Annotated in this window: 19 protein-coding genes and 3 tRNA genes; 14 read left to right on the forward strand and 8 right to left on the reverse strand. The window is 71.3% G+C overall.

Features of this window, described 5'->3' with window-relative positions; genetic code table 11:
* The first annotated feature begins 130 nt into the window (after positions 1 to 130).
* From ABT324_RS01620 to ABT324_RS01635, 4 genes are all read left to right on the forward strand, one after another.
* Complete coding sequence (locus tag ABT324_RS01620) at positions 131 to 880, forward strand: HAD family hydrolase (RefSeq protein ID WP_351169835.1); 750 nt, start codon at positions 131 to 133, stop codon at positions 878 to 880.
* A gap of 154 nt (positions 881 to 1,034) precedes the next feature.
* Positions 1,035 to 1,106, forward strand: a tRNA-Gln gene (locus ABT324_RS01625).
* 49 nt (positions 1,107 to 1,155) lie between these two features.
* Positions 1,156 to 1,228 (forward strand) — tRNA-Glu (locus ABT324_RS01630).
* Positions 1,229 to 1,630: 402 nt separating this feature from the next.
* Positions 1,631 to 1,703, forward strand: a tRNA-Glu gene (locus ABT324_RS01635).
* Between the two features lie 442 nt (positions 1,704 to 2,145).
* On the opposite strand, the gene ABT324_RS01640 is transcribed toward ABT324_RS01635, so the two are convergent.
* Positions 2,146 to 2,847, reverse strand: a complete 702-nt coding sequence (locus tag ABT324_RS01640; RefSeq protein ID WP_351169838.1) for an IclR family transcriptional regulator — start codon at positions 2,845 to 2,847, stop codon at positions 2,146 to 2,148.
* A gap of 88 nt (positions 2,848 to 2,935) precedes the next feature.
* On the opposite strand from ABT324_RS01640, the gene leuC reads away from it, so the two are divergent.
* The 3 genes from leuC to ABT324_RS01655 all read left to right on the forward strand — a co-directional run bounded on the left by leuC (position 2,936) and on the right by ABT324_RS01655 (position 5,892).
* Complete coding sequence (gene leuC, locus ABT324_RS01645; protein WP_351169841.1) at positions 2,936 to 4,339, forward strand: 3-isopropylmalate dehydratase large subunit; 1,404 nt, start codon at positions 2,936 to 2,938, stop codon at positions 4,337 to 4,339.
* Positions 4,340 to 4,364: 25 nt separating this feature from the next.
* The gene (gene leuD, locus ABT324_RS01650; RefSeq protein ID WP_351169844.1) at positions 4,365 to 4,967 is read left to right on the forward strand and encodes a 3-isopropylmalate dehydratase small subunit; all 603 of its coding nucleotides are present in this window, start codon (positions 4,365 to 4,367) and stop codon (positions 4,965 to 4,967) included.
* A 232-nt stretch (positions 4,968 to 5,199) separates the two neighbouring features.
* Positions 5,200 to 5,892, forward strand: coding sequence for an HU family DNA-binding protein (locus ABT324_RS01655; RefSeq protein ID WP_351169847.1), 693 nt, complete (start codon positions 5,200 to 5,202; stop codon positions 5,890 to 5,892).
* A gap of 355 nt (positions 5,893 to 6,247) precedes the next feature.
* On the opposite strand, the gene ABT324_RS01660 is transcribed toward ABT324_RS01655, so the two are convergent.
* From ABT324_RS01660 to cofC, 3 genes are read right to left on the reverse strand one after another with little or no spacing between them, the layout of a single operon-like run.
* Positions 6,248 to 7,252 carry an NUDIX hydrolase gene (locus ABT324_RS01660; protein ID WP_351169850.1) on the reverse strand — a complete coding sequence of 335 codons (1,005 nt, stop codon included), beginning with the start codon at positions 7,250 to 7,252 and terminating at the stop codon, positions 6,248 to 6,250.
* Between the two features lie 39 nt (positions 7,253 to 7,291).
* Complete coding sequence (locus tag ABT324_RS01665; protein ID WP_351169853.1) at positions 7,292 to 9,580, reverse strand: RNA degradosome polyphosphate kinase; 2,289 nt, start codon at positions 9,578 to 9,580, stop codon at positions 7,292 to 7,294.
* A 33-nt stretch (positions 9,581 to 9,613) separates the two neighbouring features.
* Entirely contained in the window at positions 9,614 to 10,330 is a 717-nt protein-coding gene (gene cofC, locus ABT324_RS01670) for a 2-phospho-L-lactate guanylyltransferase (protein WP_351169856.1), read from the reverse strand.
* A gap of 112 nt (positions 10,331 to 10,442) precedes the next feature.
* Between cofC and ABT324_RS01675 the strand changes: the two genes are divergently transcribed.
* The 4 genes from ABT324_RS01675 to ABT324_RS01690 all read left to right on the forward strand — a co-directional run bounded on the left by ABT324_RS01675 (position 10,443) and on the right by ABT324_RS01690 (position 14,194).
* Entirely contained in the window at positions 10,443 to 11,219 is a 777-nt protein-coding gene (locus tag ABT324_RS01675) for a lysophospholipid acyltransferase family protein (RefSeq protein ID WP_502949665.1), read from the forward strand.
* Positions 11,206 to 12,213 (forward strand): NAD(P)H-dependent glycerol-3-phosphate dehydrogenase, encoded by a 1,008-nt coding sequence (locus ABT324_RS01680; RefSeq protein WP_351170053.1) that lies wholly within the window; start codon positions 11,206 to 11,208, stop codon positions 12,211 to 12,213. Before ABT324_RS01675 ends, ABT324_RS01680 begins: the two co-directional genes overlap by 14 nt.
* A gap of 136 nt (positions 12,214 to 12,349) precedes the next feature.
* Entirely contained in the window at positions 12,350 to 13,450 is a 1,101-nt protein-coding gene (locus ABT324_RS01685; RefSeq protein ID WP_351169862.1) for a cystathionine gamma-lyase, read from the forward strand.
* Between the two features lie 261 nt (positions 13,451 to 13,711).
* Complete coding sequence (locus tag ABT324_RS01690) at positions 13,712 to 14,194, forward strand: cysteine dioxygenase (protein ID WP_351169865.1); 483 nt, start codon at positions 13,712 to 13,714, stop codon at positions 14,192 to 14,194.
* A 50-nt stretch (positions 14,195 to 14,244) separates the two neighbouring features.
* On the opposite strand, the gene ABT324_RS01695 is transcribed toward ABT324_RS01690, so the two are convergent.
* Positions 14,245 to 14,907 (reverse strand): pyridoxamine 5'-phosphate oxidase family protein, encoded by a 663-nt coding sequence (locus ABT324_RS01695; RefSeq protein WP_502949666.1) that lies wholly within the window; start codon positions 14,905 to 14,907, stop codon positions 14,245 to 14,247.
* Between the two features lie 60 nt (positions 14,908 to 14,967).
* Between ABT324_RS01695 and pdxR the strand changes: the two genes are divergently transcribed.
* Both pdxR and ABT324_RS01705 read left to right on the forward strand, forming a co-directional pair.
* Entirely contained in the window at positions 14,968 to 16,380 is a 1,413-nt protein-coding gene (pdxR, locus tag ABT324_RS01700; protein ID WP_351169871.1) for a MocR-like pyridoxine biosynthesis transcription factor PdxR, read from the forward strand.
* Between the two features lie 76 nt (positions 16,381 to 16,456).
* Positions 16,457 to 17,548: a D-alanine--D-alanine ligase family protein gene (locus ABT324_RS01705; protein ID WP_351169874.1), complete on the forward strand. Its 1,092-nt coding sequence runs from the start codon at positions 16,457 to 16,459 to the stop codon at positions 17,546 to 17,548.
* Positions 17,549 to 17,599: 51 nt separating this feature from the next.
* On the opposite strand, the gene ABT324_RS01710 is transcribed toward ABT324_RS01705, so the two are convergent.
* Both ABT324_RS01710 and ABT324_RS01715 read right to left on the reverse strand, forming a co-directional pair.
* A complete protein-coding gene (locus ABT324_RS01710; RefSeq protein WP_351169877.1) occupies positions 17,600 to 18,133 on the reverse strand; it encodes a DUF3515 domain-containing protein in 534 nt (177 codons plus the stop codon).
* A gap of 226 nt (positions 18,134 to 18,359) precedes the next feature.
* Positions 18,360 to 18,593 carry an Lrp/AsnC family transcriptional regulator gene (locus ABT324_RS01715; RefSeq protein ID WP_351169880.1) on the reverse strand — a complete coding sequence of 78 codons (234 nt, stop codon included), beginning with the start codon at positions 18,591 to 18,593 and terminating at the stop codon, positions 18,360 to 18,362.
* Positions 18,594 to 18,690: 97 nt separating this feature from the next.
* On the opposite strand from ABT324_RS01715, the gene ABT324_RS01720 reads away from it, so the two are divergent.
* Entirely contained in the window at positions 18,691 to 19,656 is a 966-nt protein-coding gene (locus tag ABT324_RS01720) for a thiamine-phosphate kinase (protein ID WP_502949667.1), read from the forward strand.
* Positions 19,657 to 19,720: 64 nt separating this feature from the next.
* On the opposite strand, the gene ABT324_RS01725 is transcribed toward ABT324_RS01720, so the two are convergent.
* Positions 19,721 to 21,055 (reverse strand): MFS transporter, encoded by a 1,335-nt coding sequence (locus ABT324_RS01725; protein ID WP_351169886.1) that lies wholly within the window; start codon positions 21,053 to 21,055, stop codon positions 19,721 to 19,723.
* Positions 21,056 to 21,287 lie beyond the last annotated feature (232 nt).

Raw genomic sequence — 21,287 nt, forward strand, 5'->3', positions numbered from 1 at the left:
GGCGCGCAGTGCTGCCCGCCGACCCGGCGTAGCCACGCCGAACCGCCTGACGCGCCCAAGCGGAAATGGGCCGACAGGATCACCGTGTTGGCCGAATCGGACGCAGCGTACAAACGCCTAGCCTCTCGGGGTGACATCCGCGCCGAAGCCATCCCGCACCCCTGCACCCGGACAGCTCAAAGCCGTGTGCCTCGACGTCGACGACACCCTGCTGGACAGCCAGCGGGCGGCGCGGCAAGGACTCCGGGAACTGCTCGGCACCGACCGGGCGTGGCCGGTCTGGGAACGCACCACCGACGACTACTACGCGCGGTACGTCAACCACGAACTCGACTTCGACGTGATGTGCGTCGAACGCACCAAGGCCTTCTTCGCCGCCTTCGGCGAGCAGATCGACGACGCCGAAGCCGCCCGCCGCGAAAGCCTCCGCATGGCCGCCATGCAACGCTCCTGGGGACTTTTCGCCGACGCCCGCCCCTGCCTGGACTGGATGCGCGACAGTGGCCTCCGGCTCGCCGTCATCACCAACGCCCCGAGCGCCTACCAGCGCAAGAAGATCGCCGCCGTCGGCCTCGCCGACACCTTCGACGCGCTCGTCATCTCCGGCGAAGTCGGCGTCGCCAAACCCGACCCGCGGATCTTCCACACCGCCTGCGACGCCCTCGGCCTGCGCCCCGACGAAGTCGCCCACGTCGGCGACCGCCTCGACACCGACGCCCAAGGCGCAGCCCGCGCCGGACTCCACGGCATCTGGCTCAACCGCGACCAGCGCGCTCCAACCCACGGCGGTGTGCCCGCCATCACAAGCCTGCACGAACTCCCCGAACTCCTCGTCGGCGACCTGGCAGCCCTGCCCGCACTACCCGAACTGGTCCGCTGAACCCGCCGCGACCTGCGGCGACCCCGAAACCCCACCCCCCATTCCGGGCCCCCGCGGCGATGGTCTAATATTCTTACCAACGCAGCGGACAGCAGTCCGGAAGCCGAACTCCCCGGGGAGATCGGAAAAAGGACGAACTGGCCGCGCGGCACCATGGGGTATGGTGTAATTGGCAGCACGACTGATTCTGGTTCAGTTAGTCTAGGTTCGAGTCCTGGTACCCCAGCGAGCAGCTCCGAAGCTCGGCACTGTCGAGCCGAAGATCGCTCAAGCGTGGTCCCGTCGTCTAGCGGCCTAGGACGCCGCCCTCTCAAGGCGGTAGCGCGGGTTCAAATCCCGTCGGGACTACAAGGGTGGGAGGGCCCTGTCTACGTAATGCGTAGACAGGGCCCTTTCCGTATTTGTATTTGGGGGGCCCGAGCCCCCCAAGCCCCCCACGGTGCGGGGGTTGCTCTTCTTTGGCTCCTTGCGTGGGGTGGGGGTTGGGCTGCTCACGGACCAGCTTTGCCTCGGGTTGGGTTTGGCGGGGTTGGCGGGGTGGCGTGGGTTGCCGGGGGGACTTGGTGGGGTGTCCTTGTTGGGCTGGCCTGGCCTGGCCTGACCTGGCCTGGATTGGCCTGGCTTGGCTTGGCTTGGCTTGGCTTGGCTTGGCCTGGGGGTTTCTTGGTTGTTGGGGGTGGGGTGGTTTTGGTTGGAGGGGGGTGGTGTTCGGGGGGTTTTGGGGGTGTTGTAGAGTTCTTCTCGTAGCGCGGTCCCGTCGTCTAGCGGCCTAGGACGCCGCCCTCTCAAGGCGGTAGCGCGGGTTCAAATCCCGTCGGGACTACGAAGAAGAGGGCCTCACCCGGGTTTGTGGGTGGGGCCCTCTTCGTTCTCGCTCGGGCCGGGGCCCTCGCGGACCTCCTTGCGAGGGATTGTGGAGCCGGAGTCATCACTTGGTGGGGTGGAGTGGTGACGATTGCTGTTTCGATTGGGATCGGCTCATCTCCGGACCGCCGGGTGCGTCGCGAACTACGCCGATTTCGATTGGAATCGCATACCGCGGGGTGACCACCGGGGGCTTTGGACATCGCGCAGCTCCGTGCCCCCTCATCCGCGAGTCCGCCCGGTATCACCACCGATCCTCTGGTGCCTCGCGCCCTCAATTCCCTCGGGCTCTCGGATGACATCCGATCCTCCGGCTCACACCGTCCCTGGTGGCTCGGCTCCTCGGTTCCTCGGTTCCCTCGGACCCTTCGGGCCCGGCCGGGGTGGCCGGGCGGGGCGGGTCAGAGGCGGTTTTGGAGGGCTTCTGCTGCTGCTAGGAGGTCTGCTGCCCAGCGGGCTCCTGGGCGGCGACCCATTCGGTCGATGGGACCGGAGACCGAGATCGCCGCTACTACTGCGCCTTGCGAGTCCTTCACCGGGGCGCTCACGCTTGCTACTCCTGATTCTCGTTCCGCGACGCTCTGGGCCCAGCCTCGGCGGCGCACCTCCATGAGGGTTCGCTCGCCGAAGACCGCTTCTGCCAGGACTGCTCTCTGGGTGGCCGGGTCCGCCCAGGCAGCCAGGACCTTGGCTCCGGAGCCTGCTGTCATCGGGAGGGCCGTGCCGACCGGGACCGTGTCGCGGAGGCCTGCCGGGGGTTCTGCGGTCGAGATGCAGAGGCGTTGCATGCCGTCGCGGCGGTAGAGCTGGACGCTCTCGCCCGTGATGTCCCGGAGTTTGGGCAGTACCGTGGTTGCCGCTTCCAGCAGGGGGTCCACCGCTCCGCCCGCCAGTTCCGCGAGGGCCGCTCCTGGGCGCCAGCGCCCGTCCGAATCCCTGCGCAGGAGGCGGTGCACCTCCAGGCCCACCGCCAAGCGGTGCGCCGTTGCCCTCGGCAGGCCCGTGCGGCTGCACAGTTCCGCGAGGCCGCACGGTTCGTTGGCGACGGCCTGCAGAACGGCCACCGCCTTGTCCAGTACTCCGATGCCGCTATGCTGTCCCACGTACCGATACTAGCTTCCCGGCATCTGGGAAGTCCACTCTGTGGGAAGACCCGTTCCGGGGTCTCGGCAGGCTCGACTGGGAGCAGCGATGGGAAAAACACTCGCGGAGAAGGTTTGGGACGCGCACATCGTGCGCCGCGGTGAGGGGCACGAGCCAGACCTGCTCTACATCGATCTCCACCTGGTGCACGAGGTCACCAGCCCGCAGGCCTTCGAGGGGCTGCGGCTGGCGGGCCGGGCGGTGCGCCGACCCGACCTGACGCTGGCCACCGAGGACCACAACGTGCCCACCACCGGGGTCGACCTGCCGATCGCCGACCCGGTGTCGCGCACCCAGGTCGACACCTTGCGGAAGAACTGCGCGGAGTTCGGCATCCGGCTGCACCCGATGGGCGACGCGGAGCAGGGCATCGTGCACGTCGTCGGCCCGCAGCTCGGGCTGACCCAGCCCGGCACCACCGTGGTCTGCGGGGACAGCCACACCTCCACGCACGGCGCGTTCGGCGCGCTGGCCTTCGGCATCGGCACCTCCGAGGTCGAGCACGTGCTGGCCACCCAGACCCTGCCGCTGCGGCCGTTCAAGACCATGGCCATCAACGTCGAGGGCACCCTTCGCCCGGGGGTGACCAGCAAGGACGTGATCCTGGCCGTGATCGCCAAGATCGGCACCGGCGGTGGGCAGGGCTACGTGCTCGAGTACCGCGGCGAGGCGGTCCGCCAGCTGTCCATGGAAGCCCGCATGACGATCTGCAACATGTCCATCGAGGCGGGCGCCCGGGCCGGCATGATCGCGCCGGACGACACGACTTTCGCGTACCTGAAGGGCCGCCCGCACGCCCCGCAGGGCGCCGAGTGGGACGCCGCCGTCGAGTACTGGAAGACGCTGCGCACCGACGACGACGCCACTTTCGACGCAGAGGTCACGCTCAACGCGGACGAGCTCACGCCTTTCGTCACCTGGGGCACCAACCCGGGCCAGGGCCTGCCGCTGGGCGAGCGGGTGCCGGACCCGGAGCAGATCGCCGACGAGGCCGAGCGCTTCGCCACCGAGAAGGCGTTGGCCTACATGGGCTTGGAACCGGGTACCCCGCTGCGCGAGGTCTCCGTCGACACCGTGTTCCTGGGCTCGTGCACCAACGGCCGCATCGAGGACCTGCGCGCCGCCGCGGACGTCCTGAAGGGCCGTAAGGTCGCCTCGGACGTGCGGATGCTCGTGGTGCCGGGCTCGATGAAGGTCCGCGAGCAGGCGGAGTCCGAGGGGCTGCACGACGTTTTCACCGCCGCCGGCGCGGAATGGCGTTCGGCCGGTTGTTCGATGTGCCTGGGCATGAACCCGGACCAGCTGACGCCGGGCGAGCGCAGCGCGTCGACCTCCAACCGCAACTTCGAGGGCAGGCAGGGCAAGGGCGGCCGCACCCACCTGGTGTCCCCGCTCGTCGCCGCCGCCACCGCGGTGCGCGGCACCCTGTCCTCGCCCGAAGACCTCGACTGAGACCCACCCACCAGGAGCAGTGACGATGGAACCGTTCAAGACGCACACCGGGGTCGGCGTCCCGCTGCGCCGGTCCAACGTGGACACCGACCAGATCATCCCGGCGGTCTACCTCAAGCGGGTCTCCCGGACCGGCTTCGAGGACGCCCTGTTCGCCGCCTGGCGGGCCGACGAGGACTTCATCCTCAACCAGGAGCCGTTCCGCGGCGGCAGCGTGCTGGTGGCCGGGCCCGACTTCGGCACCGGCTCCTCCCGCGAGCACGCCGTGTGGGCGCTGAAGGACTACGGCTTCCGGGTGGTCATCTCCAGCCGCTTCGCCGACATCTTCCGCGGCAACTCGGGCAAGCAGGGCCTGCTGGCGGCCCAGTGCGAGCAGTCCGATGTGGAACTGCTGTGGAAGCTGCTGGAGAACGAGCCGGGTACCGCCGTCACGGTGGACCTGGAGCAGCGGACCGTGCACGCCAAGGACCTCACGGTGGCCTTCAGCATCGACGACTACACCCGCTGGCGGCTGCTGGAAGGCCTCGACGACATCGGCCTGACCCTCCGGCACGCCGAGACGATCGACACTTTTGAGCAGTCGCGGCCGAGCTTCAAACCGGCCACCCTGCCCGCCCCGCAGGGCTGACCGACCGCTCCCCGGGTGGCGGGATTCCTTTGTCGCGCAAAGGAATTCCCGCCACCCGGGGCACAACTGAACAGTTGCTCCACGAGCACCGCGGCCCCGTTGCCCGGAGACGAATGCCCGCGCCCTGAACGAAAAAATGGGGCGTGGCGATTGGCATTTGTTTATCCGGGGCTTTACCGTTGACATTGAGTCGGCCCAACGGGGCCGTTGTTGTGTCCTGGGAGGGACTGAAGTGAACAAGGCCCAACTCATCGAGGCTCTGGCAGAACGCCTCGGCGACAAGAAGACCGCCAGCCAGGCTGTGGAAAACGTCGTGGACATCATCGTCCGCAACGTCAACAAAGGCGAGAAGGTCAACATCACCGGCTTCGGGGTTTTCGAGAAGCGGGCCCGTGCTGCGCGTACCGCCCGCAACCCGCGCACCGGTGAGGCCGTGAAGGTCAAGAAGACCAACGTCCCCGCCTTCCGCGCCGGCACCCAGTTCAAGGAAGTCGTGGGCGGGCAGCGGAAACTGCCGCGCCAGTCCTCGGTCAAGGCGGCCACCACGCGTGGTGCCACCACCCGGACCGCCTCCGCGACCAAGGCTGCCGCCGGCACCAAGGCCAAGGCCGCCTCCACGCGCGCCGCTGCGACCAAGACCACCGGTCGCACGACCGCGAAGGCCGCCACCACCAAGGCGACCGCGGCCAAGGCGACCAAGGCCCCGGCGAAGACCACCGCTGCCAAGACCACCGCCACCAAGGCCGCGCCGAAGCGGGCCACCAAGGCCACCACGGCCAAGGCGAGCACCGCGAAGGCCAGCACGGCCAAGGCCACGCCCAAGCGGGCGAGCACGGCCAAGGCCAGCACCACCAAGGCCGCGTCCAAGACGACCCGTCCGGCGACCAAGAAGGCGACGACGACTCGCAAGTCCACCAAGAAGTGAGTGCTCGCCCCAGCAGCGAGCACCAGTGGACCGAGCGGGCGGTGATCTGACCCCGGGCAACGGGGTGAGGCACCGCCCGCTCTTCGGCAGGAAGCCCCTCGACCCGCGAGGCGGGGAGGATTCCGCCGAGCGGGGCGGCGTCCGCGCGAGGCGCCCACCCGCGGTGCGTTCGGGGTTGAGCGGGCCGTGGTGACCGGAGGACCGGCCAGCCGCGCCCCCTCCCCGGTGAGCGGCGCGCGACGCCCACACGGCGCGTTCAGCGCCGGGCAGCGGTACGCGACCGCTGCCCGACGGAGCCGGGGCGTCGGCGAACCGGACGCCGACGCATCCGACCCGTGGAGAGCCGGGACCCCGGTCAGGGGAGCGGGCTCGCCAGGTAGTCCGCCGCGACCAGCTGCGGCTGCGGGGCGCTGCCGTTGCCGGTGACCGGGGTGCGGCGGAAGCTCAACGTCCACACGCTGCCCTTGCGGCTGGCCACCTCGCCCGGCCGCAGCCCGGGCCGACCGCTCAGCGCGCTGGAATCCACCAGCCGCGCCACCAGGTCCGGGATCACGCCGCCCTGGCTGCACACCAGCGCCGGTCCGGCCCCGGCCGCCACCCGCAGCATTTGCGCCACCGCAGCCGCCGGGTCGGCCCGATAACCCTCTTCGGAGAACAGCGGCTCGGTGCTGATCCCGATTCCCAAGTCCGCCGCAATCGGCGCCACCGTCTCCTCGCAGCGCAGCCGGGGCGCGGAATGGACGCGGGTCGGACCGAACAACGGCAGCAGCGAATGCAATGCGTCCCGCTGCCGCTGCCCGGCTGCGGTGAGCGGGCGCAGCACGTCGTCGCCGGTCCATTCGGAGCGCTTGCCCGCTTTCGCGTGGCGGACCAGCAATACCGTCGCCAACTCCGCGGGCAGTTCCTCGAAGGCGTCGAGCACGCGCCCGTCGTGCGGGTAGCTGAGCAGTTCGCGTGCTGCTGGGGCGGGTAGCCACCGGAGTTCGTCCACTTCGCCGTTCGGGGCGAAGGCCCCGCCGTCGGCGCGGGCGGTGAAGTAGTCCACGACCTTCGGCGCGGTGCCACCCGGGGCCGGGACCGCGTAGTGCACCCGGGTGAGGAACCGGGACAGCACGCAGGAAAACCCGGTCTCCTCGGCGACCTCGCGGGCGGCCGCGTGCGCGGGCAGCTCGCCGGGGTCGAGCTTGCCCTTCGGCAGCGACCAGTCGTCGTAGCGCGGGCGGTGCACCACCGCCACCTCCGGACCGCCGCGGCCGTCGCGCCACAGCACCGCTCCGGCGGCCCGCACCGACCGGCCGGGAGCATCAGTCGGTTCGCCGTCGATCGGCTTGGAAGCCGGCTGGTTCTCGGTTGCGCTCATCGTCCTAAGGCACTCCAGCGCTCGGGTCGGGCAACGGGCCTACGAGACCTTCGCCCCGTGCAGGCGCAGCATCTCCACCTGGTGGTCGCGGACCTGCTCGCCGCTGCGCGGGGAGGCCTCCCAGTCGCCCTTGGCGTTGAGCACCCAGCAGCGGGTTGCCGGGTGCAGCGCCGAGTCCAACATCGCGTCCAGCTGGGCGGTCAGCTTCGGGTCGGTGACCCGGACCTGGGTCTCGATCCGGCGGTCCAGGTTCCGGTGCATCATGTCGGCGCTGCCGATCCAGTGCTCGTCGATGCCGACGAAGTGGAACACCCGGGAGTGCTCCAGGAACCGGCCCAGGATGGAGCGCACCTCGACGTTCTCGCTGAGGCCCTCGACACCGGCCTTGAGCGAGCAGATGCCGCGCACCACGACCTGCACCGGCACCCCGGCCAGCGACGCCCGGTACAGCGCGTCGATGATCTGCTCGTCGACCAGCGAGTTCACCTTCATCCGGATGCCGCACGGCGTGCCCTGCCGGGCCTGCTCGATCTCGGCCTCCACGCGCTCCACGATGCCGTTGCGGATGCCTTGCGGCGACACCAGGATCCGGCGGTACTCGCCGTGCCTGGCGTACCCGGTGAGCACGTTGAACAGGTCGGTGAGGTCGGCGCCGATCTCCGGGGACGCGGTCAGCAGCCCCAGGTCCTCGTAGATCCGCGCGGTCTTCGGGTTGTAGTTGCCGGTGCCCAGGTGGCAGTAGCGGCGGATGGTGGAGCCCTCCTGGCGCACCACCAGCGCGGTCTTACAGTGCGTCTTCAACCCGACCAGGCCGTAGACCACGTGCACCCCGGCGCGCTCCAGAGTGCGCGCCCACTGGATGTTGGCCTGCTCGTCGAACCGGGCCTTGAGCTCCACCAGCGCCACCACCTGCTTGCCCGCTTCGGCGGCGTCGATGAGCGCGTTGACGATCGGCGAGTCACCGGAGGTCCGGTAGAGGGTCTGCTTGATGGCCAGCACGTGCGGGTCGGCCGCGGCCTGCTCGATGAACCGCTGCACCGAGGTGGAGAACGAGTCGTAGGGGTGGTGCACCAGCACGTCGCCCTCGCGCAGCGTGGAGAAGATGCTCTTGGGCGTCTGGCCCTCGGCGAACGCCGGGTGCGTCGCGGGCACGAACGGCGACTCCTTGAGGTCCGGCCGGTGCAGCCGCTCCAGCTGGAACAGGCAGGACAGGTCCAGCAGGCCCTTGACCTCCACCACGTCGTGCTGGTCGACCTCCAGCTCGCGCAGCAGGAGCTCCAGCATGTTCTCGCTCATGGTGTCGGTGACCTCGAGGCGCACCGGCGGGCCGAACCTGCGGCGCGCCAGTTCCCGCTCCATGGCCTGCAGCAGGTCCTCGTCGCGGTCCTCCTCGACCTCCAGGTCGGCGTTGCGGGTGACCCGGAAGATGTGGTGCTCGGCGACCCGCATGCCGGGGAACAACTTCCCCAGATGCGCGGCGATGAGCTCCTCCAGCGGCAGGAAGGTGGCGCGCTCGGTCTCCCGGTCGGACTCGACGCGGATCAGCCGCGGCACGTTGTCCGGCACCTTCACCCGGGCGAAGCGCCGGATCCCGGCGTCCGGGTCGGCGACGGTGACCGCGAGGTTCAGCGACAGCCCGGAGATGTAGGGGAACGGGTGCGCCGGGTCGACCGCCAGCGGGGTGAGCACCGGGAAGATGTGGTCCTCGAAGTAGCGGGTCAGCTTCTCCTGCTCGGCGGTCTCCAGCTCGGACCAGTTCTGGATGCGGATGCCGTGCGCTTCCAGCTCGGGCCGCAGCTCGTCGAGGAAGATGCGGCTGAGCTTCTCCACCAGGTCCTGGTTGCGGGCCGCGATGCGGGTCAGCTGCTCGTGCGGGGTGAGCCCGTCGGCGCTGCGCACCGACAGCCCGGTCTCCTCGCGGCGCTTCAACCCGGCCACCCGCACCATGTAGAACTCGTCCAGGTTGGACGCGAAGATCGCGAGGAACTTGGCGCGCTCCAGCACCGGCTGCGAGGTGTCCTCGGCGATGGCCAGCACCCGGGCGTTGAAGTCGAGCCAGGACAGCTCGCGGTTGAGGTAGCGGTCCTCGGGCAGGTCGGTGGAGGCCGCCGCGCGCGTCACCGCCGGGGGTGCGGAGGGGACGCGGGCACCGCCGGAGTCCGCGGTGCCGTTGCGCCGCGAGGCCGCCTGGGTGGTGGCAGCGCTCGGGTCACCGGTGCGCCGCGCCGGTCGTGGCGCGCGGCGAGTGGACCGGCCGCTGGTGGTTCGCTTGGCGGGCTGCTCGGCCCGGCCGGTGCTGTCGGTGCTCACCCGTCCATTGTCGCCCATGGAACCGGCTCCGCCGATGTCTGTGAAAAGAGTTCACAGTCGTTTCGTGTCGCCGTTGTGCTGGTTCGCGTGGTTCGAGCCGATTCCGCCGGACAGCACCGCGCCGGTGCGCCGACCGAGACCGAGGGCGCGGGCGGCGGCCAGGTCGGTCTCGGTGTCTACGTCGCAGCGCAGCGAGTCCCACGGGCCGAGGAGCGGCTTCGCCCCGGACTCGGCGTGCGCGTCGGCCGAACCGGGGCCGAAGCGCGGGTCGAGCGGTTGCCCCGGCTCGGCCAGCAGCAGAGTGGTGCCGGTGCCGTGCCGGTCCGGGCAGAACGAGCGGTCCGACCCGGCGGCGCGGAGCGCGGCCGCCAGCTCGTCCGGCCGCAGCGCGGGCAGATCCGCCTGCAGCGCGCCGATCCGCGCCACCCGCGGCCACAGCTCGGCCGCGCCGTGCCGCAGCGCCGGGTTGAGCCCGGCCGCCGGGACGTCGGCCAGCACCTCCACTCCCGCGGCGGTGAACTCGGTGGTCAGCCGCGGATCGGAGGTGATGACGACGACGTCGGCGACGCCCTCGGCGCGGCGCGCGGCGGCCACTGTGTCCAACGCCACGGCAGCGACCAGCTCGGCGTGCGCGGCGGGGTGGCGGGCGCCGCCGCTGAACAGCCGCGACTTGGCCAGGTGCAGCGGTTTGATCGGCACGATGAGGTGCACCGCGGGGCAGGCCCGCGGTGCGGACCGGCCGCCCGGCCGGGTGTGGTTGGCACTCACGCACCCATCTTCCCGGCTCGGCCGACAGGCCTGGGGAACCGACTGGTTGCCGGTGCGCGGCCGGGGTCGGGGTAACTTTGCGGGCGCTCGCGAGGAGAGATGAGGAGATGCCGTGGCGGAACCGAGGAGCCTCCGGCGCCAGCGGAGGAAAAGCAGCGAGAAGGCGCGGGGCGTGGGCAAGTTCTGGCTCGGCCTGGCCCGCGCGGTGTTCTACCCGCTGACCGCCGCGCTGGCCCGCACCGAGGTGCGCGGCCTGCACCACATCCCGGCCGACGGACCGGCGCTGATCGTGCTCAACCACGTCTCCCACCTGGACCCGGTGTTCGACGCGGTGACCGTGCACCGCGCCGGGCGGGTGCCGCGCTTCCTGGCCAAGCACACCCTGTGGAACGTCCCGGTGCTCAAGAGCGTGCTGGTCGGCGTGGAGCAGATCCCGGTCTACCGCGGCACCGCCGACGCGCAGAAGAGCCTGCGGGACGCGCACGAGGCGCTGGAGCGCGGCAAGGCGATCGTGATCTACCCGGACGGCACCATCACCAAGGACCCGGACGGCTGGCCGATGACGCCGAAGGTCGGGGTGGCCCGGCTGGCGCTGGCCCACGACATCCCGGTGATCCCGGCCGCCCGCTGGGGCACCAAGGAGATCTACGACCACTACGCCAAGCGGTTCCGCCCGTTCCCGCGCAAGACCGTCAAGTTCGCCTTCGGCGAGCCGCTGGACCTGTCGGCCCACCGCGGCGCGGACCCGGACGGGCAGGCGCTGCGCGAGGTCACCCAGCTGACCATGCGGCGGGTCCGGGAGTTGCTCGGCGAGATCCGCGAGGAGCAACCGCCGACCGAGTTCTTCAGCCCCGCCCGCAAGAAGCGGGGCGATGATGGTGCGGCCTGAGCGGATCGCGGTGCTCGGCGCCGGGTCCTGGGGCACCACCTTCGCGAAGGTGCTCGCCGACGCGGGCAACGACGTCGTGCTGTGGGCGCGCCGCGCGGAGGTCGCCGAGGCCGTCAACGGCTCCCGCAGCAACGCGGGCTACCTGCCGGACGTGCGCCTGCCGGAGTCCCTGCGCGCCACCGACGACGCGGCCGCCGCGGTGCACGACGCCGACGTGGTGGTGCTGGCCGTGCCGAGCCAGACGTTGCGCGAGAACCTCGCGGGCTGGCAACCGCTGCTGCCCGCTGGCGCGACCCTGGTGAGCCTGGCCAAGGGGGTGGAGCTGAGCACCCTGAAGCGGATGAGCGAGGTCATCGCCGAGGTCGCCGACGTGCCGATGGAGCAGGTCGCGGTGGTGTCCGGCCCGAACCTGGCCAAGGAGATCGCCGCCGAGCAGCCGACCGCGACCGTGGTGGCCTGCGCCGACCACGACCGTGCGGTCGCCCTGCAGCACGCCTGCTCGACGCCGTACTTCCGGCCCTACACCAACACCGACCTGGTCGGCATCGAGATCGCCGGGGCGTGCAAGAACGTCATCGCGCTGGCCTGCGGCATGGCGGTCGGGCTCGGCTTCGGGCACAACACGATGTCCTCGCTGATCACCCGAGGCCTGGCCGAGACCACGCGGCTGGGCGTCGCGCTCGGCGCGGACCCGATGACCTTCGCGGGGTTGGCCGGGCTGGGTGACCTGGTGGCCACGTGCATGTCGCCGCTGTCGCGCAACCGGACCTTCGGCGAGCGCCTCGGTCGCGGTGAGACCCTGGCCCAGGCGCAGGAAGCGGCGCACGGCCAGGTCTCCGAGGGCGTCAAGTCCTGCTCGTCGATCCGCCAGCTGGCGGCCCGCCACGGGGTGGAGATGCCGATCACCGACGTGGTGCACCGCGTCTGCCACGAAGGCCTGCAGCCCGGACCGGCGGCGGCGCAACTGCTGGGGCGCGAGCGCAAGCCCGAGTGATTTCCGCTGGATCCGCAGGTGGGCCAGCGCACGTTGGGTCGTCCCCGCGGGCGGGAGCTGCTTGGCTGGGTCGTGGCCTCGGGCGCAGCAGCGGTCGGTGGCGTTCGGTCCAGCGCAGCGATGTGGCAGGTGAGTTGTGAGCGGTTACGGCGACGGCACGCGGTGCGTGCGAGGCGGGCACCCCGAACCCGTGAGCGGGAGCCCGATGTTGCCGGGGCCGGTGTTCGCCGCCCCGTTCCACCTCGGGGAGGACTTCCAGGGCGGGGACTTCTACGGGCGGGCGGGCAACCCGACCTGGCGCGCGCTGGAAGCCGCGATCGGTGAGCTCGACGGCGGGCACTGCCTGTTGCTGCCCTCGGGCATGGCCGCGATCAGCACGGTGCTGCGCGCGGTGCTGCGCCGCGGCGACGCGCTGGTGCTGCCCAACGACGGCTACTACGCGACCCGGCAGTTCGTGCGCGACGAGCTGACCGAGCTGGAGCTGGACGTCCGGGAGGTCGGCACCCCCGGCCCGTGGACCGACGACGTCTTCGCCGGGGTCCGCCTGGTGCTGCTGGAAACCCCCTCGAACCCGGGGCTGGACGTGTGCGACATCGCCGAGCTCGCCGAGCGCGCGCACCGGGCGGGCGCCCTGCTGGCGGTGGACAACACCACGGCGACGCCGCTGGGCCAGCGCCCGCTGGAGCTGGGCGCGGACATCGTCATCGCCAGCGACACCAAGGCCCTGGCCGGGCACAGCGACCTGCTGATGGGGCACGTCTCGGTGCGCGACCCCGAGCTGGCCGAGCGGCTGGTGCGGGCGCGGACCCTCTCCGGTGCCATCCCGGGGCCGTTCGAGACCTGGCTGGTGCACCGCAGCATGGGCACCCTCGACCTGCGCCTGGCGCGGCAGGCGGAGAACGCCGCCGCACTCGTCGCGGCGCTGCGCGGGCACCCCGCGATCTCCGGCCTGCGCTGGCCCGGTGCGCCCGGCGACCCGTCGCACGATCTCGCACGGCGGCAGATGCGGCGCTGGGGCGGGGTGTTCCGGTTCGAGCTTGCCGACGCCGCGGCGGTGGAGGAGTTCGTCCGGCGCAGCTCGCTCGTGGTGTCGGCGACCAGCTTCGGTGGGCTGCACAGCACCGTGGACCGCCGGGCCCAGTGGGGCGACCCGGTGCCCGAGGGCTTCGTCCGCTTCTCCGCGGGCTGCGAGGACCCGGACGACCTCGTCGCCGACGTGCTCCAAGCGCTGTCCTGAGTTGGTGTGGGGTGGGGCACACCCCGTGGAGTGAGATGGGGCCGGTCCGAGTTGACTCGGGGTCGGCGGGGCTGGTTGAGTGCGGGCCATGTTGTTGCGCGCCATGACCGGACGGCGGGGTCACATCGACCTCCACCGCGTGGCCAGCGCGCTCTGTTCGTGTTCTTCGTGTTGATCGATCCCAGGTAATCCCCGGGTGCTGCTGCGCGCTCCCGAGCGCCGGTTCCCGGAACCCACGCCGATCCCGAAGGACTTCCGCACGTGTTCGCCGTTCCGCCGAATACCCTCGCCGCCGCTGCCGACCTGTCCTCCGCGCACCCGGTGCGCATCGCCCGGGAGCTCGCCGCCGACCGCGGTTCCTGGACGCACCTGCTGCGCTACGACCCGGACGAGCGCTGGTTCGGCCTGCTGTCCCGCACCGAGCACCACGAGGCCTGGCTGCTGAGCTGGCTGCCTGGCCAGCGCACCGAGCTGCACGACCACGGTGGTGCCACCGGTGCTTTTACCATCGTCTCCGGCGACCTCACCGAGCGCGTCGTGCGCGGCGGGACCACCGAGGTGCTGCACCAGCTGACCACCGGGCAGTCCCGCGTCTTCGGTCCCGACTACGTGCACCAGGTGAGCAACACCGGTGCGGACCCGGCGGTGAGCATCCACGTCTACCGCCCGGCCCGGTCGCCGATGACGACTTACGCGCACGACCCGGTCACCGGCCTGCACCCGGTGGGCACGCACCTCGGCTGAGCCGCGGCCGTCCACACCGGACGGTCACGCCCCGGTGGGGTGGGCGGGCGTCATGTCGGGCGTCCCCGCTCCAGCACGTGCGCCGGGAGCTCGAAACCCGGCGCGAGGTCGTCGGACGGTTCCGGCGAGCCCCAGCGGGTCTCCAGCGGGAGGACTCCCGCCCACGCCTTGTTCGCCTCGACGTCCTCGGGATCGTCTGCGGGGCCTCCGGTGCGCACCTTCACCGCGGCCTCGGTCAGGTCGAGCGCGATGACGGCCGTCGCGGCCAGTTCCCGCTTGTTCGGCTGCCGCGCGTGCTCCCAGGACCCGGGGGCCAGGTTCTCGGTGATCACCCGCAGCGCCCGCCACTTCTCGCCGGGGTCGGTGACCTGGCGCGGGCGGCCGTGGATCACCGCGGACCGGTAGTTGATGGAGGAGTGGAACGCCGAGCGTGCGTAGACGATGCCGTCGAGGTTGGTCACCGCGACGCAGATCTCCGGTTCCTCGGCCGCTTCCCGCAGGCTCCGCGCACCGCTGGAGCCGTGCAGGTACAGCGTGTCGCCGTCGCGGCCGTAACCGGTGGGCAGCACTCGTGGCGCGCCGTCGACCACGATGCCGAGGTGGCAGACCAGGCCTGCGTCGAGCACGGCGTGCAGCTCACCGCGCTCGGTCCGGGCACGGTTGCTGCCGCGGCGGATGGTGGACCGTTCGGTGGGGGACAGGTGTGGGGTCACGGGCACCAGGATCTTCCGGCAAGTGGCATTATCGAAGTGCCAATCGGGGAGAATTTCGAAATGCCACATGTCGTGCCCGCGAGTTCACCGCTGCTGGAGCTCGCCATCGACCTGCGCCGCGACGATCCGCGGCCGCTCGCCGTCCAGCTCGCCGACGCCCTCCGGCACGCGGCGACCGTCGGCCAGCTGCGCGGCGGCGACCGCCTGCCCTCCACCCGGGCGCTCGCGCGCCACCTCGCGGTGAGCCGCACGGTGACGGCCGCCGCCTACGAGCAGCTGCACGCCGAGGGCTGGTTAGCCGGGCGGCACGGGTCGGGGACCTACGTCACGACGAGCCCGCCCGGTGCTCAGGCCGGAACGCCGCACGGCACGTCCCAGGCCGCGCGCGAACCGCAGGAGCCGACCGTGGTGCTCACTCCCGGGGTGCCCTGGGCGGAGGGCATCGACCGCGCGGCGTGGCGGCGGGCTTGGCGCGCGGCGGCCGACGTGGAGCCGGACTCCAAGCCGCACCGGGCGGGCGTGCTCGCCTACCGCGAAGCCGTCGTCGAGCACCTGCTGCGGCACCGCGGCCTCGTCCTGGGCGGGCTGACGGTCGACAACGTCCTCGCCACCGGGGGCACCACCGCCGCGGTCATCGAGCTGGCCGCCGCCGTGCTGGAACCGGGGGCCGCGATCGCCGTGGAGGAGCCCGGGTACCAGCGCGCGGTCGGCGCTCTGGGGGCCAGCGGCGTGCAGGTCGTCCCGGCGCGGGTGGACCACGCCGGGATCGTGGTGGACGCCATCCCGGCGGGCGTGCGCGCGGTCTACTGCTCCCCGGCGCACCAGTACCCGATCGGCGGCCGGTTGCCCGCGGAGCGGCGGATCGCGCTCGTGGAGCGGGCGCGCGCCGAGGGGTGGCTGATCATCGAGGACGACTACGACGGGGAGCTGCGCTACGACGTCGCGCCGCTGCCGGTGCTCGCGTCGATGGCGCCGGACGTGGTGGTCCACCTGGGCACCACCAGCAAGATCATCTCGCCGACGCTGGGCGTGGGCTGGATGCTCGCCCCGGACCGGGTCACCGCGGCGGTGGTGGAGCGCCGCGAGATCACCGGCACCAGCCCGGCGGCCGCGGGGCAGCGCGTGCTGGCGGAGTTCGCCCGCCACGGGGACCTCGGGCGGCACCTGCGCCGGTTGCGCCGGGAGCTCTCGCAGCGCCGCGCGTTGGTGGTGGAGGGCTTGGCGGCCGAAGGCGTGGCGGTGTTCGGCGACCGCGCGGGCGCGCACGTGGTGCTGCCCCTGCCGGACGCCCGGACCGAGCAGCGGGTGGTCGCGGAGGCGGGGGAGCGCGGGCTCGTCCTCGACGGCCTGCGGCGCCACCACTGCGGCCCCCAGCAGTGGTTCGGCCTGGCGCTCGGGTACGCCGCGTGCTCGCGGGACGACCTGGTGCGAGCGCTGCCGGTCGTCGCTGGTCTGTGCCGCGGCGGCCGGTGAGCCCCAGAGCGACCACCGCCACTCGCGATCGGTCGCGGCGGAACGGGCACCCGCCTCGGCAGGTATGGTCCGGCGCATGACACAGCGCAAGACCCGGGTGGCGGTCGTCTTCGGCGGGCGCAGCACCGAGCACGGCATTTCCTGCGTGTCCGGCGGCAGCGTCCTCGCGCACCTGGACCAGGACCGCTTCGAGATCGTGCCGGTCGGCATCACCCGCGAGGGTGCCTGGGTGCTGGGCACCGACGACCCGGAGCAGCTGGAGATCCGGGACCGCAAGGAGCCCGCGGTCGAGTCCGGCACTGCCATCGCGCTGCCCGGCGACCCCACCCGGCGCGAGCTGGTGCTGCTCGGCCCGGAGCGGGGCGGCGAGGTGCTGTCGTCGGTGGACGTGGTGTTCCCGGTGCTGCACGGCGCGTTCGGTGAGGACGGCACCATCCAGGGCCTGCTGGAGATGGCCGACGTGCCCTACGTGGGGCCGGGCGTGCTGTCCAGCGCGGTGTCGATGGACAAGGAGTACACCAAGAAGCTGCTCGCCGCGGAGGGCCTGTCGGTCGGCCGCTACGAGGTGCTGCGCCGCGACCAGTCCACACTGGACGAGGCGCAGCGGGAGCGGCTCGGGCTGCCGGTGTTCGTCAAGCCCGCGCGCGCCGGGTCGTCGCTGGGCATCAGCAAGGTCACCGACTGGGCCGAGCTGGACGCCGCGATCGCCGAGGCGCGGCGCACCGACCCCAAGGTGATCATCGAGTCCGCGGTGGTCGGGCGCGAGATCGAGTGCGGTGTGCTGGAGTTCCCGGACGGCCGGGTCGAGGCCTCGCAACCCGCCGAGCTGCGGGTGACCGGTGAGTCCGACTGGTACGACTACGAGTCCAAGTACCTCGACGACGTCACCGAGTTCGACATCCCGGCCAAGATCGGCGACGACGCGATCGAGCAGCTGCGCTCGGACGCGGTGCGCGCCTTCCGCGCGCTGGAGTGCCAGGGCCTGGCGCGGGTGGACTTCTTCCTCGCCGAGGACGGCGAGCTGATCGTCAACGAGGTCAACACCATGCCGGGCTTCACGCCGATCTCGCTGTACCCGCGGATGTGGGCGCACAGCGGCGTGGACTACCCGACCCTGCTGACCACCCTGATCGACACGGCCACCGCCCGCGGCACCGGCCTGCGCTGACCCGTCCGGCCCCGGCCCCCACCTGCGGGGACCGGGGCCGGACGCGCGGGATCAGGGGAAGACCGGTTGCTTGGGGAGCTTCTCGCGCAGGATCGCCGAGAGGTCCTGCAGCGGGCCGGTTCCGGTGTCACCGGGGACGCTCAGTGCGACGAAGACCGGGCGGTCGACCGCCAGCCACGAGGTGTCGCCGCCCTGGTTGATCTCCAGCCAGCTCACGCCGGAGACGTCGACCAGCTGCGAGGTGGGCGTCAGCTCGGCGGGCGCATCGATGCCGCAGCGGACCGTGATCGGGTCGTGGTCGGCATCGCCCCACGCGACCGTCGCCGCGGGCGCGGGCTGCGCCAGCTCGCGGCGTGGGACCAGGGCGTCGCCGACGGCCAGCTCGCGCGGCAGCGCGTCGATGACCGCGGCGCACTCCGCCGATCCCGCCTCCGGCGCGGGGATCGGGGCGAGGGCCAGCGGACCCGTGCGGCGGGCCTGCTCGGCGGCCTCGACCGCCTGCTGCTCCTGTCGGGCGGTGTACCAGCCGTACGTGCCGATTCCGGCGACCGCCAGGGCGAGGAGTGCTCCGAGCGTGATCGCCACGATCAACACCGGCCGGGGCACTCCGGTCGCTGATTGGTGAACCACGTCGTCCACTACAGCACGGCCGCCGTCGTCGCTGGACACCGGCCTGGCCGCGCACTCCTCCCGGCGAGGCACCCTCAGATCCTGGTCGTGAGTGCGAAACGGGGTTGGAACACTGTTACGCGCTCACGACCCCCGGAACGACCGGGCCCGAACCGGAGGGTGCTCGTCACCGCCGGAGGACTTACAGGTGCACCACCGGGCACGTGAGGGTGCGGGTGATGCCTTCCACGTTCTGGATCTTGGCGACGACCATCTTGCCGAGCTGGTCGACGTTGTCCGCCTCGGCGCGCACGATCACGTCATACGGACCGGTGACGTCCTCGGCGCTGATGACGCCCGGGAAGTCCTTGATCTCGCCGGCCACCGCAGCGGCCTTGCCGACTTCGGTCTGGATGAGGATGTAAGCCTGAACCACGGCGTGCCCCTTCGTCTTGCCGATGTGCTCGGGGTAGGAAACTGGCAGAAAGCTACCTCATCGGACCGAGCGGATGCTCAAGGAAGGAAGGTCCCAGTTGGGTCCTGATTCGTCGCAGGACGCACAGACCGTTTCCCAGTTGGGTGAGTTCGGTCTCATCGATCGAGTGACAGCCGGTCGCGCGCAGTCATCCGGCACCGTGCTCGGACCAGGGGACGACGCCGCGGTCCTGGCGGCACCCGACGGGCGGGTGGTGGCCACCACCGACGTGCTGGTCGAGCAGGTGCACTTCCGCCTCGACTGGTCCACGCCGCACCAGGTGGGGCGCAAGGCCGTCGCGGTCAACCTCTCCGACATCGCCGCGATGGGCGCGGTGCCCACCGGCCTGCTGGTCGGGCTGGGCTGCTCCCCGGAACTGCCCACGAACGTCGCCGACGAGCTGCTCGACGGCATGTGGGAAGAAGCACAGCAGGTCGGCATCAGCATCATCGGCGGCGACATGGTGACGGCGGCCTCGCTGACGATCTCCGTCACAGCCCTCGGCGACCTGCAGGGCCGCCCGCCGGTGACCCGTGCGGGCGCGCGGCCCGGCGACGTGGTCGCGGTGGCCGGCCGGCTGGGCTGGTCGGCGGCCGGGCTGGCGGTGCTCGGCCGGGGTTTCCGGTCGCCGGTCGCGGTCGTCGGCGCGCACCGCGTGCCGGAGCCGCCGTACTCGGCCGGGCCGCAGGCGGCGCTGGCCGGTGCGACCGCCATGGTGGACACCTCGGACGGGCTGCTGGCCGACCTCGGCCACATCGCGGCGGCCTCGCAGGTCGCCGTCGACGTCCGTACTGAGCAGGTGGAGGTCCCGCAGCGGCTGACCGAGGTCGCCTCCGCGCTCGGTGCCGACGCCCGGCACTGGGTGCTCACCGGCGGCGAGGACCAGGCGCTGGTCGCGACGTTCCCGGCCGGTCACCCGCTGCCGGAGGGCTGGCGCGAGATCGGCGTGGTCGCCGAGGGCTCGGGCGTCACGGTGGACGGTGCGGAGTACCAGGGGCCCAGCGGCTGGGAGCACTGGCGGTAGCCGCCCGCGCGAACGCGGAGGGCCCCGGCGCGCCGCAGCGCACCGGGGCCCTCCTGCCGTTCGGTCAGCTCGTCGAGGACTTCGCCGGGGACGGCGCGTCCTGCATGAGCGGCTTTCCGGCGGTTTCCTTCATCAGCAGGATCGGCACCAGGGCCACCAGCGCCGCGGCCATCAGGTAGTACGCCGGGAAGTAGGTGTTCCCGGTGCCCTTGACGACCGCGTCGTTGACCAGCGGCGCGGTGCCGCCGAAGGCCGCGGTGGAGATGTTGTAGCCGATGCAGAAGGCCGCGTAGCGGACCTTCGTCGGGAACATCGCGGGCAGCGTCGCGGCCAGTGGGCCGATCAGCTGCACGTGCCCGATCGCCAGCAGCCCCAGGCCGCACACCGTGGTCAGCACGGTGCCCTGGCTGATCAGCATGAAGGCCGGGATGGGCAGCACCAGGAAGCAGATCGCCGCGGACAGGAACAGCGGCTTGCGGCCGATCCGGTCCGACAGCGCGCCGACCGGCGTGATGATCACCATCATGAACACGACGGTGAGCAGCAGCGGGACCAGGACCTGGTACTCCTGACCGGGCGGCACCTGGAGGGCGTCCTTCAGGTAGGTCTCCATGTAGGTCAGGATCGTGTAGTTCGCGATGTTGATCAGGACCACGATGCCCATCAGGATCAGCAGCTGCCGCCACCAGTCCCGGACCAGGTCCTTCAGCGGCGACTTGGCGACCTGGTGGGTGGCCTCCAGCTCCTTGAACGCCGGGGTGTCCTCCAGCTTGCTCCGCAAGTAGAGGCCGACGCCGCCGAGCGGACCGGCGATCAGGAACGGAATGCGCCAGCCACCGGCCTCCATCGCCTCGGTGCCCATGGTCAAGATCAGGATGGTCGGCACCAGCGCGCCGAGCCCGAATCCGGCCAGCGTCCCGAATTCCAGCCAGCTGCCCCAGAAACCGCGCTTGCGGTTGGGGGCGAACTCCGCGATGTAGGTCGCCGCGCCACCGTATTCACCACCGGTGGAGAAGCCCTGCAACAACCGGCACAGGAGCAACAGCATCGGGGCGAAGATCCCGATGGCGTCGTATGTCGGCAACAATCCGATGACGAATGTGGAACCCGACATCAGCAAGATCGTGATTGCCAGTACCTTCTGCCGCCCGATCCGGTCGCCGAGCGGCCCGAAGAACAGGCTGCCCAGCGGCCTGAACAGGAACGAGATGGCGAAGACGCCGAACGCGGAGACCGTCTCGAGCGGACCGGGGAAGAACTGGTGACCGATGTAGACCGCGACGTAGGCGTATACGCCGAAGTCGTACCACTCCGTGCAGTTCCCGATTGCGGCGGCGCCCACCGCGCGGCGCAGCAGCTTCCGCTGTTCGGGTGATGTTTCGTTCTCCTGCGAAGTCATGAGTTTGCGGCCCACCTCCGGGTCATGTCGTCCACGGCCGTGGTCGATCGACAACTTCGCCAGAACCTAGCCGAGTAGCCACTTGCAGGCCACCAAATGACCGTGCTTGGCGCATTCCGATGGTATTTCCTTTATGTGGCTCGGCGCCGTTCCAGCGCCCGGAACGGTGCTCCGGAGGCCCGCGGATTTGACAGCGTAAATCGCCGGATGACAGGCGAAAATGCCACCTTCG

This window comes from Saccharopolyspora sp. NPDC000359, assembly GCF_040300525.1.
Classification (GTDB): Bacteria; Actinomycetota; Actinomycetes; order Mycobacteriales; family Pseudonocardiaceae; genus Saccharopolyspora.

What these genes read in the sequence shown, in the direction of transcription:
- leuD (WP_351169844.1), top strand. Translation starts at nt 4,365, where the DNA reads ATGGAACCGTTCAAGACGCACACCGGGGTCGGCGTCCCGCTGCGCCGG.
- leuC (WP_351169841.1), top strand. Translation starts at nt 2,936, where the DNA reads ATGGGAAAAACACTCGCGGAGAAGGTTTGGGACGCGCACATCGTGCGC.
- ABT324_RS01660 (WP_351169850.1), bottom strand. Translation starts at nt 7,252, where the DNA reads ATGAGCGCAACCGAGAACCAGCCGGCTTCCAAGCCGATCGACGGCGAA.
- ABT324_RS01680 (WP_351170053.1), top strand. Translation starts at nt 11,206, where the DNA reads ATGGTGCGGCCTGAGCGGATCGCGGTGCTCGGCGCCGGGTCCTGGGGC.
- ABT324_RS01725 (WP_351169886.1), bottom strand. Translation starts at nt 21,055, where the DNA reads ATGACTTCGCAGGAGAACGAAACATCACCCGAACAGCGGAAGCTGCTG.
- ABT324_RS01665 (WP_351169853.1), bottom strand. Translation starts at nt 9,580, where the DNA reads ATGGGCGACAATGGACGGGTGAGCACCGACAGCACCGGCCGGGCCGAG.
- ABT324_RS01705 (WP_351169874.1), top strand. Translation starts at nt 16,457, where the DNA reads ATGACACAGCGCAAGACCCGGGTGGCGGTCGTCTTCGGCGGGCGCAGC.
- pdxR (WP_351169871.1), top strand. Translation starts at nt 14,968, where the DNA reads ATGCCACATGTCGTGCCCGCGAGTTCACCGCTGCTGGAGCTCGCCATC.